Annotated in this window: 9 protein-coding genes; 1 reads left to right on the forward strand and 8 read right to left on the reverse strand. The window is 56.0% G+C overall.

What is annotated here, in order from left to right:
- Window positions 1–26: 26 nt before the first annotated feature.
- From IE099_RS07320 to IE099_RS07350, 7 genes are all read right to left on the reverse strand, one after another.
- Window positions 27–656 carry a c-type heme family protein gene (locus IE099_RS07320; protein WP_189569019.1) on the reverse strand — a complete coding sequence of 210 codons (630 nt, stop codon included), beginning with the start codon at window positions 654–656 and terminating at the stop codon, window positions 27–29.
- On the reverse strand, window positions 643–2,124 hold the full coding sequence (locus tag IE099_RS07325; protein WP_189569021.1) for a cytochrome c3 family protein: 1,482 nt from the start codon (window positions 2,122–2,124) through the stop codon (window positions 643–645). The genes IE099_RS07320 and IE099_RS07325 overlap by 14 nt, the downstream gene beginning before the upstream one ends.
- A 7-nt stretch (window positions 2,125–2,131) precedes the next feature.
- On the reverse strand, window positions 2,132–4,144 hold the full coding sequence (locus IE099_RS07330) for an FAD-dependent oxidoreductase (RefSeq protein ID WP_189569024.1): 2,013 nt from the start codon (window positions 4,142–4,144) through the stop codon (window positions 2,132–2,134).
- 221 nt (window positions 4,145–4,365) lie between these two features.
- A complete protein-coding gene (locus IE099_RS07335; RefSeq protein WP_189569027.1) occupies window positions 4,366–6,000 on the reverse strand; it encodes an ABC transporter permease in 1,635 nt (544 codons plus the stop codon).
- A gap of 150 nt (window positions 6,001–6,150) precedes the next feature.
- Window positions 6,151–7,017: a formylglycine-generating enzyme family protein gene (locus tag IE099_RS07340; RefSeq protein WP_189569030.1), complete on the reverse strand. Its 867-nt coding sequence runs from the start codon at window positions 7,015–7,017 to the stop codon at window positions 6,151–6,153.
- A gap of 97 nt (window positions 7,018–7,114) precedes the next feature.
- Window positions 7,115–8,476 (reverse strand): CmpA/NrtA family ABC transporter substrate-binding protein, encoded by a 1,362-nt coding sequence (locus IE099_RS07345; RefSeq protein WP_189569032.1) that lies wholly within the window; start codon window positions 8,474–8,476, stop codon window positions 7,115–7,117.
- Between the two features lie 40 nt (window positions 8,477–8,516).
- Window positions 8,517–9,566 (reverse strand): CmpA/NrtA family ABC transporter substrate-binding protein, encoded by a 1,050-nt coding sequence (locus IE099_RS07350; protein ID WP_189569035.1) that lies wholly within the window; start codon window positions 9,564–9,566, stop codon window positions 8,517–8,519.
- A gap of 89 nt (window positions 9,567–9,655) precedes the next feature.
- On the opposite strand from IE099_RS07350, the gene IE099_RS07355 reads away from it, so the two are divergent.
- Window positions 9,656–10,624, forward strand: coding sequence for a LysR family transcriptional regulator (locus IE099_RS07355; RefSeq protein WP_189569039.1), 969 nt, complete (start codon window positions 9,656–9,658; stop codon window positions 10,622–10,624).
- Window positions 10,625–10,637: 13 nt separating this feature from the next.
- On the opposite strand, the gene IE099_RS07360 is transcribed toward IE099_RS07355, so the two are convergent.
- Window positions 10,638–11,909 (reverse strand): alginate export family protein, encoded by a 1,272-nt coding sequence (locus IE099_RS07360; protein ID WP_229809431.1) that lies wholly within the window; start codon window positions 11,907–11,909, stop codon window positions 10,638–10,640.
- Between the last annotated feature and the right edge of the window lie 51 nt (window positions 11,910–11,960).

Here is an 11,960-nt window from a genome sequence, read left to right on the forward strand (position 1 = left end):
AGCTAGCTGGTTGTTTGAGTGATGACTTAGGAAGTCGGGATGCGAATGACGATTCCTCCCATGACATCGTTCTTCTTGAATTCCGGATAGTCAGGTTGCCGGTTTTCGTGGTTGTTGTGGCATTCCCAGCAAGCGGGAGCGACTGCTTTGTCGGGGTAGATTCCGACGAAATATTCTTTCCCCGCAATGGTTTCGGTGCTGGTCCATTTCTTTCCGTAAAACTCGCTGTTGGGATCGGAGACCTCCTTCAGGCCCTGCTCTACAGCGGGGGTTTTCTTCTTGGCGTTCTCCATGTTGAGCGGCCAAGACGATTGGAGGGAGTAGGAGAATTCGAAGGGCTTGTCTTCCACTCCATCGACTTCCTCGGCTCCTTCGCGGAAGAATTGGGCGGGGAGAAGAAGGGCCTTCTCTTCCTGCCATTCTTCGTGCGCCTTGATTACCTTGTCGTCATTGACGAGCCGGTTGACGATCTTGCTGGCGTAGACTTTGCGGTCGGATTTGAGCACGATGTAAAGCGCTTCGGCGACTTGTTCGGCATCGTAGCCTCCCGAAGTGCTGGCTTCATCTTTTCCGGATTCGCAAGAAGCGAGTCCGAAGGCCAGGGTGGTGACACCGGAGACAAAGGCCGGTGCGACCCATTTTCTATTCTTTTTCATTTGTACGGCTATTATTTTGTTGGGTTGTAGTGGGCGGGGGTGAGACCGCATTCTCAGGGGGAGAAGGGTTGGGGGATTCGAGGTAATTCTTCAGGGCGATGATTTCCTCGTTCCCACGTTTGATGGCCGCGTCGACGGTCCACGAGATTCCGGGATGGGCCTTAGTCGGGCGGGTGGAAAAGTTGTCGGCGATGACCTCGCGGTCAGCCATCGCATCCATCGCGAACTGCAGTCCGTGGCAGTCCATGCAGACGTTGCGAATCATCTTTTCGTTCGGGGTGAGGTTGGCGTTTTGGTTGTGGTTGACCACGTGGTGATCGTCGCGTTCCTCGCGCGGCAGGTGGCAGGTGGCGCAGGACACGCCGGTTCGCTCTTCGCCGGTACCTGCGAGTTCGGCAGCCCAGAGGGCGAAGTGAGGGGACTTGTCGTAGTTGCGGGTGTGTTCGTCGTCGTGGCATTGGATGCACGCCTGATGTGCGGCGAACTCGCGGTCATAGCGGTGGGGTTGATGGCACGAGGAGCATGACAGGTCGCGATGAGCGCTAGTGGCCTTCAAGCTTTGCCGGGCTTGAGTGGGGGTCATGGGCGAGAGCTCGGGATGGGCGAGACGCATCCCGTGTTTTCCTTTCAAAAAATCGGTGACTTCGACGTCGTGGCATTTCTTGCACGTGTGATGGTCTGGAGCGGGCATCCAGACGCCGGAAACAGGGTCGTCGTGGCAATCCGAGCAATTGATGCCAGCGGCGGCGTGAGCGGTGTGCTCCCAGTCCAGATTGATTGCAGGGTCGGTCAGTTTGGGCGAGGGGGCGTCTGCTTCTTCGATGGTCAGGGCCGCTCGCTTTTTGTTTCCCTCGCTCAACCATCGCTGGAGCGCATTCACTTCGGCTACCTTTTGCTCTTTCAGGTTGTTTGCTTCGCCGTAGTGCTTGAGGAGAAAGCTGGGAGCAAGGGCCATGTTGTCGTGGTAATTGTGACAGCCCGCAGTGGCACAGGTGTGGAACTTCAGGTTTTGATGGGACTCCAGATTCTCCAAAGTCACCTGATGGCAGTGGGCGCAATAGTCCTGTGGGATGGTGACCCCCATGTCGTGGGTGATCTTCTCGTTATGCTCAGCATGGCACTCGACACAGTTCATGGCATTAACGTGTTCCAGAAAGATAGCGTTCTCGGGATTCTTGAACTTGCGGGTTGGGTGGGAATCGGAGAATTGATTGAGGTCCTCCCCGTGGCAGTTGGTGCAAGCTGAATTGGGCACCCCGGAGGAGGTAAAGACGTTCTCCTTTTCCTCCGCGGTATGGCAGGCGCTGCAAGCCATCTCGATCTGGTAGTGACCGTGCGTCGTCTTGCCTGGTAGGAGTAAGGTCTTGTCCTCGGCCTGCAAGAGCACGTGGCCTAACCATGCGGATAACCCAATGGTGACCAGCAGCCAGAGCAGAACGCTTTTTCGTTTTTGGATCCAATGTGCCACGGGGTTGTTAGTAGAGGTAGACGGACAAAATGTGGAAGGTGAGGAGGACGGGCAGGGGCCAGAAGAGGGCCAGGTGCGCGTAAGTCAGAATGGGTCGAAAGCGACGGGCGGTGAGAGCGGTTCGGGAGGTGCCTGCGCCCTCAAGCGCGGCGAGGATTCCGGCGAAAGCCCCCAGGAGATTGAGGCCGACAAAGGTGAGCATGAGCCAGAAATTGAGATTGTGGCCGAAGCGGAATCCAGTGTGAACAAAGAGCGCCACCAGAGAGGTGAGTCCGAAGATGGTGTGGAAAATCCGCCAGTGGGCAAAGTGGCCGAAGCGGAACCACTTGAAGCGCTTCCGCAGGGAGAGAAGAAGCCCAATGAGAAAGATTCCCATCAGAGAGAATCCGGTGATCTGCTTGATGACGGATTCCCTCCAGAATTTGTCAACCTGATACCACCAAGACTCCACGGAATCCGCCATCGCAGGAGGGGGCGCCAGAATAGTGATCAGTGCGGCCAACAAGGCGAGGGAGGAAAAGGTGAGAAGCGCCTTGGAGCCTTTCGGTTTGGTGGAATTCGGCGATCCACAGAGTTCGTGCAAGAGCGGCTCGCAGGAGCCGCAAACAGTTGAAGCTCCCGTTTCGTTGGCCAAGAGTTGGGGATCGTTGCGGCATTTTTTGAGACAGGAGACGAGCTGCCCTTTATTGACCCCCATGCAGTTGCAAACGATGCGATCGTCGGGCCATTGGGCGACCGGGGTTTCGCCGCCACCGGGGAGAAGGAGGCCCTCGGCCGCAAAGTATTCTTCTTCCTTTTTGCGAATGAGCTGCCGGGTGGCATAGAGGGATTGGATCTTGCCACCCTCCGGCCAGGAGCCCACTCCCAGTCCTCCTTTGAGCTCTCCTTTGGGGCCGATGATGAGCATGCGGTAGACCTCATCGGTTTCGAACTCTACGCGACGCCCTTCTTCCAGTGGGTCGCCGATGGTGACCACATCGACCCCCAGCATCTTCAATCGCGTGGAAAGATCCGGATTGGTAAAAGGCTTGCTTCGCTGTCCTTCCAATCGAGCGACGAGGTGCCGGGCCATGGCGTAGCCAGGGGCCGCAAGTCCATAGATGGAACCGTCGAGAAGAGCGCATTCCCCGATGGCAAAGATTTCGGGATGGGAGGTTTCGAAGTGGTTGTCGACCACGATTCCTCCCCGCAATCCGGTATCGAGTCCCGCTTCTTTGGCGAGCTCGCTGTTCGGGGTGATCCCGGCCGAGATAATGACGAGGTCGCAGCTGAGAGGAGCCCCTTTGTCAAACTCGAGCGTGAGACCGTTTGGTTCCTCCTGAATGACAGTTGATCCCTTGTTGAGGAAAAGCTCAATGCCCTGGGCCTCAATAGACTTCCTGAGCAGGGAGGAAGCCGGTTGATTGAGCTGCCGGGGCATCAGGAAGCTGGCACGCTCAATGACTGAGGCCTGCAGCCCGAGTTTCTGGACTGCCTGGGCGGCTTCCAATCCGAGAAGACCGCCCCCGATGACTGCGGCTCGCTCTTTCTCTTTAGCTGCAGCGACTATCTTGGCAAGGTCCGAGATGTTTCGATAGAGAAAGACCTTTGAAGAGTCCTTTCCCTCGATGGGAGGGACAAAGGGGCGTGAGCCGGTGGCCAGGACGAGAACGTCATAGTTGAGCTTCTGTCCATTGGATAGGGTCACGCACTTGAGGTCGGGTGCGATCTCGATCGCTTCCGTGTTGGTCAGGAGGGTGATTCCCTTTTCCTGATACCACTCGGCGCTCTTGAAAATAAGTTGCCTGGCATCCTGATGGACGACGTAGGAGGACAAGTTGATTCGGTCGTAGGCCGGGTAGGGTTCTTTCCCTACAACGGTTACCTCGAGATTTGAGAAGACTTTGCTCTGGGTGAGATATTCACAGAACTTGCCCCCGACCATTCCGTTCCCAATCACCAGCAAGCGGGAGCCTTTGGGTAAGGCCGGAATGCGGCTTGCCTTGTTGCTCTTAGCTTGTCCATGGAATGCGGATTTCACTCCCTGTCACTCAGCACTCAATTTGCCAGCGGCCTTCTTCATTCCTCTGGAACTAGGAAAAGATGCGCAGTAAAAGATGAGTGGAGTTAATGGGAAGTTTCGCTCCCGTATTTCGAAATAATGAATGACCGAAATTCATTATCTCTTTGGAGACAAAGTAAAAAAAGAGCCCCGGGACGGGGTCCCGGGGCTCTTTTCGTCATGGAACGAGAGCGGAGTCTTTAGGCCGTTGCTGAACCGTCATCAAAGGAAACAAGGCGCTGGAGGATAATCATCAAGCGGTCAAGGAAGAAGCCGATGACGCCCACCACGAAACAGGCGAGGATGATGTTGGCAAAGGATTGTGAGGAGCCATTTTGGTATTCGTCCCAGACAAATTTACCGAGTCCGTCGGAGGAGGAAAGAGCTTCTGCGGCAATCAAGACCATCCAGCCGACCCCGAGGGAGATGCGCAATCCGGCAAAGACCAGAGGGAGCGATGAAGGAATGACAATCTTGAAAAGGCGGGACCAGAATCCAAGTTTCAGGACCTTGGCCACATTCAAGTGATCCTTGTCGATGGCCGAGACCCCCAGAGCGGTGTTCACCAAGGCTGGCCAGAGCGCGCACATTGCCACGGTGGAAGCTGAGAAGATCATGGCCGGATTGGTTTGGAGGAATGCCAGGGGGTTGAGGGCATCGTTCATGAAGAGGAAGAGGGGATGACTGGCGGGGTCGGGTAGGAAGAATGCTCCAATGACGATTTGGAAAATGAGGAGCCAGACCACTGGAGAGACCGGGCGAAAGATGGAAATGATGGGAGTCATGCACGCCATGAAAATCCGGTTGAGTCCGCACATGATACCGAGAGGGATGGCAATGACGGCTGCGATGATGAATCCCACGAAGACAGTTGCGATGGAGCGCTTGGTTTGCCAGAAAATAGTTGCGGTCCGGGCGTAGACCTGTTCGGAAGTGCTTTCGGCCCGTTCGCTATTGCGCACTACAGACTTGGCTTCCTTGAGAGCTTCTTTGCCAGTGGTGGCGGCAGCGAGTTGCGCGGAATCTTCTTCGGCCTTCGCCAAAAGAGCCTCTCGTTTGATGCTCAGGTTTTCCTTGGTCAGGATGGCGAGGCGTTTTTTGTAGTGCTGGACTTCGTCTTCTATCTTGTTGGCGGCCAACTGGCTGGCTTTCACTTCCACGGGTGGATTGTCCCGAATGAGGTCCATCTTGTCCTTGAGAACGGATTCGGCTTCTCCTTCCTTTTCTTCAACGAGAGCGTTCTTTTTTACGAGGGCGATGAGGGCTTCGGGGGAGGCGTCCTTGCTGGCGACTTGCTCGGCCAAGAGGTCGAGAGCTTCTGTACGTTTTTGTTTCGCTGCCTTGTTCTGTGCCTTCAAGGCGTCATAGCGGGCCTGGATTGGATCGATTTTGCTGGCAAGGGTCACTTTCGCAGCGGCGGCTACCTCGGCGGATTTTTCCTGGAGAGCGGCTGCCTTTTGTTCCAGTTCAACCAGCTCTTTTTCCACTAGCTTGATTTCGTCAAGACGGTCCTGACCCGTGAGGTTGAAGGCGCGTTCCTTTTCGTTCTCGCGTTCATCGAAGCGACGGGCGTCGGCGTAGGCTTCGAGGACCTTGCCCGGGGTGGGGACTTCTCCGGACTTGGTCTTGTGGTTCGGTCCCGCGATGTGCCAGATGAGGATGCAGAGGGACACGAAGAGGGTTGGAAGCAAGAGATACTTGGCGATATCCTTGACCTGCTTTTGGGGTTCTTCTCCGAAGAGAAGTCGCACCGGCGGATCGAGGACCTTGAAACCGCTGATATCGACGGCTTTCAGGATGCCGTATTTGATTTTGTCTTTTGGAGAATCGGACATGGAAGTGGGTGTTGAGCTGCGGCTATACCCTGCAGGGTCTGGGCCAAATCCCGATTTTGGTCAGATTGGGCGTTGGGAAAGATCGATTTGAATCATGAACAGTATTCATGGAAAACCGGAATAAAGGGGAAGGTGTTTTATGCGAGTGGGTTAGGATTTTTGGAGAATGATGCGGAAACCGATGTTGTAACTTCTGCTCTCAGGCCCCGAGCTATAGCGGTAGGCGGAGCGGCAACTGTTGGCCACGCGGTTCCAGGTTCCCCCACGGATGATGCGGCCGTCCCCGGTATCGGGGCCTCTCGGATCGAGGCCGCCGGAGGCCTGATCGGCATACCAGTCCGCGCACCATTCATAAAGGTTGCCGTGCATATCATAGAGCCCCCAGGGATTTGCGGAGAAGGATTTCACGGGAGTCGTTTTCTCCCGATAGAGGCCTTCCTTCTCGATTCCGTAGGGCTTCTTTCCGTAGAAGTTGGCCTGCTCGGCGGAGAGGGTGTTGCCAAAGTGAAAGACCGTGGTGGTTCCCGCCCGACAGGCGTATTCCCATTGGGCCTCGGTTGGCAGTTGGTAGGAAAGGTCGGGGGGCAAGGTTCCCGATTCTTTTTCGAGCTTGGTGAGTTTCAGGCAGAAGGCATTGGCATCAGACCAGTTGACGAAGCTCATCGGTTGGGAAGGGCCGAGTGCCGAGGCTTTGGCTACAAGCTTGGCCCCACGGCCGATGGGACCGACCTTGGAGTCGATCTGCTCTTGAATGGTGGTGCCCATTATTTTTTCCCACTGAGCTTGCGTGACCTCGCTTTCCATCATGAGAAAGGGCTTGGAAATGGTAACTGTGACCTGGTCTTCGTCTTTGCCGCGACCTTCTTCGGAAGGTGGGCTCCCCATTTGAAATTCGCCAGCCGGGATGGGAACGAGCTTGATGCCTAGGGAATTGGTCCAGGAACTGAGAAGGGTAGGCTCTTGGGCCGGAGAGTGGGAGGCCAGAGCAAGGGTGAGAGCGATGAAGGGGAGTTTCATGGAGCGAGCAGGAAAAGAGACTGGGGGGGATAAAAAAGCTGCCTGAAGGAATCTCTTCCTCCAGGCAGCAGGGCACACCAGTGACTAGGGGAAGGATTTACTGGGTCGCAAGGGACTCGGGGTCCTTGTTCCCGATTTTGTGAGAATTCAGATATTCGATGGGCTTCTTGCCGTCGAACTCGATGCCGTCGATGAAGTCCGTGGTCGGCTCTTTATAGCCATCGAAGTCTTCTGCTGGCACTTCCTCTGCGGTGAGGGAGCCTTCTTCGATGAGGGAGGCTGCTGCGCTCATGTAAACTTCAGGGAGATACACGCTCTTCGCAGTCTCGGCATACCATGAGGCTGGTTTGGGTTCAGTGATTTGTCCCCAGCGACGCATTTGAGTGAGGAACCAGACGCCATCGGAATAGTAGGGGTAGCTGGCCATGTATTTGAAGAATACGTTGAAGTCAGGCATCTCGCGCTTGTCGGTCTTTTGGAAAAAGAAGTAGCCGGTCATCGAGTTCTTGATGATGTCGAAGTCCGCGCCCACGTAGTTGGGCTGCGAAAGGATGCGGCAGGCTTCGTCGCGATTGATGAGCTTGCCGTCTTCCTCCGCATCGAGCCATTTTCCAGCTTTGATGAGGGCCTTGGTGACCGCGATGTGGGTGTTGGGGTTAGCGTCTGCCCAGCTCTTGGTGACGCCAAAGACCTTCTCCGGATTGTTCTTCCAGATGTCATAGTTGGTCACGACGGGAACGCCGATGCCCTTGGCTACAGCCTGCTGGTTCCAGGGTTCGCCCACGCAATAGGCGACGTTTTTCCCGGATTCCAAGGTTGCTGGCATTTGGGGGGGAGGGGTGGTGGAGAGCTCGATGTCGCCATCGGTGAAGCCTTTGAGGTCGGTCGAGGTGTAGAAGCCGGGATTGATTCCAGCGGCAGCCAACCAGTAGCGAATCTCATAGTTGTGGGTGGAGACCGGAAAGACCATACCCATGGGGAGCTTCTTTCCATCTTCCTTGGCCTCATCAACGATGGGTTTCAAGGAGTCGGCCGTGATAGGATGGGGGGGAGTGGGACTGTCGAGCTTCTCGTCATTTTCCTGCATTTGCTCCCAGATGTCATTGGAAACAGTGATGCCGTTGCCGTTGAGGTCGAGGGTGTAGGAAGTGACGATGTGCTCCTTGGTGCCAAAGCCGATGGTCGCTGCGATGGGTTGTCCGGAGAGCATGTGGGCTCCGTCGAGTTCTCCCGTGATGACGTTGTCGAGAAGCTGTTTCCAGTTCGGTTGGGCGATGACTTCCACTTGGAGACCTTCTTCTTCGAAAAAGCCTTTTTCCTTGGCGATAACGATGGGGGCGCAGTCGGTGAGTTTAATGAAGCCGAACTTGAGTTCGTCCTTCTCGACGTCGAGTTGTTCTGCTCCGAGGGGGGCGATGCTTGCTACTGCCAGGGCAGTAGTGATGTTTTTTAGGTTCATGGTATTGGTTCTGTTCTAGGGGCGCTGTTGTTTTTTGGGGTTAGAGATGGCTTTGGGCTTCTTCGAAGAGGTCCATGCGAAAGATGGAGTCCTTCTTAAGCTCTTGTCCTTTCCGGAGGAGTCCGGAGTGACGGACGCCTTCACGCAGCCAAGAGGCGGTCAGGCTATTGGGGGCATTGACTTGTTCGTTGTGAAAGATGTGAAAATCCGGGAGCATGCGTTCCCCGTGCAAGCCGCCAGACGGCAGCCGTCCGGACAAGCTGTAGGGAAGGGATTCTTGAATCGACTGCAGGCCAGGCTCCGCCGAGAGGAAGGAGAGGACTTTGGCGCGGTTCGCGTGGTCTTGGCAGAATTGACAGGCCTCCAGCAGGGCGATGGTCAGCGAGCGCAGGTCGTTGGGGCGCTGGGAGGCAAAGAACTGCGTCGCGGTGAGAACCTTCTCAGGATGCCCGTTGGAGAGTTCGACCGAAGTGGAGACGCACCAGCCGATGCCCTTCTTGATGGCGACCGAGTTCCAAGGCTCTCCCACGCAGAATCCGCCGATGTGACCATGGGCCAGATTGCGCATCATCGTTTCCGGGGGCAGGGATATGACGTTGATGAAGGGGTGGGAGAGAACCTTGTTCTTTTGAAGCCAGAGAAGAAGAAGGCTGTGGTGGGAAGAACAGGGGTGGACGGAAGCCAGAGTGAGGGGTTTCTCCTTGGAGTGATTTTCTTCCAGATACTGGGTGAAGCCATCCTCCTCATCAAAGATGGTCTCGGGGATGCTGTTGGAAAGGGTGATGCCATTTCCATTGGCGCTCAGCACCAGCGGCACCACCATGTCCTTGGGGATGGTTCCCACGCCATGGTGGATGGCCAGCGCGAGAGGTCCCAGGCATTGCGCGGCATCCAACTCGGCATGCACCAGCTTCTCGCGAATGGTGGCCCAGCCGGGCTGCTGCGAAGTCACGACCGAAAGGCCATGCTTCTTAAAGAAGCCTTTCTCGCGAGCGACGACAATAGGAGCGCAGTCGATGAGAGGCACGTAGCCGATCCGAATGAGTCGGCCGTCGGAGGGGTGATGTTCGCTAACTGGTGGTGCAACCATGCTTCTTTGCTAGCCGGAGGCGTGCCATCCCCCGCAAATGGCACGTTTGGTGCTAGTTGAATTGCTCTGAGAAAGGATGAACCAGATTCATGATTCGTGAACTTCCCGATTTGCGACAGGTGAAGGCCTTTGTTGCGCTGGCTGATACTCAAAGTTTTACCCGTGCGGCAGAAGCTCTCTTCCTGACGCAGTCTGCGGTGAGCCATTCGATCCGTAGCCTCGAGCAGCAGCTCGAGGTTCAGCTCGTCGAGCGGGCAGGGAAGCGCATTGCGCTCACCCAGGACGGAGTCGTCTTTCTGCGGCGTTGTCGTTCGGTGCTTCATGAGTTGGAGATGGCCACCAAGGAAATTGACGCGTTGAAACGCTGGGGGCAGGGACGAATCCGTCTGGGGGCGACCCATACCCTCTGCCAATACCTTTTGCCCACGGTTCTGCGCGAATTCCGCGACTGCTTTCCCCGCTGCGAGATCCACATCGAATCCGGTGATACCGGAGCCTTGCTTTCCAGCTTGGAAAGAGCGCAATTGGATCTTGTTCTCGGCTTGGGCGGACGCACCCCCGGGTGGGCGTCTTTTCATCCAATCTTTGACGATGAGCTTGTTTTCGTAGTTTCGGCCCAACATCCTTGGGCGTCCAAAAAGGAAATTCCACTCGAGGAAATCGCGAGCGAGTCGTTCCTGGTCTATGCCAAGAATAGCGAAACCCACCGCCTCATTCGGCATCACTTCGATAGCCTGGGGGTGAAGCTACGGGCGACTCTGAACTTGGGAGCGATGGAGGCGATCAAGGAGATGGCGCGCATCGGCATTGGAGTCGGCATTGTCTCTCCGTGGGTTGCCCGTGATGAGTTGGAGAAAGGAAAGCTCGTCCAAGTTCCCATCCGCAAAGAGCCGCTTCGCCGTGAGTGGGGGGTCTTCAGCCATGAGTCAAAAAACCTGTCCTTGGTGGAGGATACCTTCGTGGGAATCTGTGAGCTGACCGCACGGACCTTTGCCAACCAGACCACTGGACAAGAAAAAGCCGCTGCCCGACAGGCAACGGCTCTGAGTCAAGTTTAGTTGGAGAGAGTTGTTAGAACTTGTAGCTCAAGTCGACAGTGACCTGCTTGATGTCGCTGTATGAACTGCTGTCATCTCCAAAGAAGTAAGCGGCTTTGATCAGGCCGGTCAGGTTGTCGGAGAACTTTTTGACCAAGACGGCATCGGCCTCGTAGCCATAGGTGTTGTCGAAGCTGTCGTCGGCAAAGTAGTGGAGGAAGCCCTTGAAAGTCAGTCCGCCGGGTAGCCCTGGCTGAACGTAACCCAGATAGACATCGCTCAGCCCTTCATAAGTTCCACCGGGACCATTGCGCAGGCCGATGCGGTCCAGCACGAAAGCGTCGGCGAAACCGTTGTAGGCGTGCACGGTGGCAAAGGGGGTCTTGAAGTCGTCACCGAGGTATTCGATACCCGCCATCAAGGAGGCCTTGCCGACCTTTTGGGTATACTTCACGTGCGCATACATCGCATCATAGTCTCCGCCGATTGCACTCGTTCCGTCTTGGAAAGCGGCCTCGGCATAGAGACCGCCTATGGTGGTGAAGAGGCCGTAGGTATTGCTTTCGCCAACATTGGCATTGTTGTCGACGTCAATGAGATAGGCGTATCCGCCCACTTTACCAAAGTCCGCATTGTAGGTTCCATCGATGAAGTGGAAGTCACCTTCAAAATCATGGAGTGGTGGTCCCGGAGGCGCATCGTTGGCGTCGTTTCCGAAGATGCGCTGCACCCGGTTGGAATAGGCGTAGGATAACGAAAAGTCGTCGGACTTGTAGGCGATTTGCGCTGCGTCGAAGGTCTGCTCGTTCTGGCGCCAGCCTACGTTACCGATGAAGGCCGCGGAGTTGCGGATAATGCGCTGACGTCCGACTTTGGCAAGGAAGCCGTCTCTTTCATACTGGACCCAAGCGCGGTTCAGCTCCGCATTCTGTGGGTCGCCGATGGGAGTATTGCCGGCGACGTAGGGATAGGTGCTGTCGCTGCCTGTGGGATTACTGCGATAGTCCGTGACCCCGGCGCCCGTGAATTCGCCCTCGGCAAAAGCGCTGAAACCGCCAAAGTCACCTAACAAGAGACCGACGCGAGCGCGAGCAGTCAGGGCATTCGACGGATCCAGTCCATCGACTTCCCGAAACTCGTAGCGAGTATTGATGTCGACCGAGGGCTTGAGCCATTGAAAGGCATCAGGTTCACCAGGGGCAGTGGTGTCGGGGATGTAGTCGACCACCGTCTCCCCCGCGAAGGCAGGGGAGAGGAGGCCAAGACTGAGGGCGTAGCAGCAAATGGTTGGTTGTAACATTTTCATGGAATGGTCTCTCGAGGAGAAGCCGCTCCAGTGCCACTTGTTTTCGTAACC

Origin of the sequence: Roseibacillus persicicus (assembly GCF_014651675.1) — a bacterium.
Taxonomy (GTDB): domain Bacteria; phylum Verrucomicrobiota; class Verrucomicrobiia; order Verrucomicrobiales; family Akkermansiaceae; genus Roseibacillus; species Roseibacillus persicicus.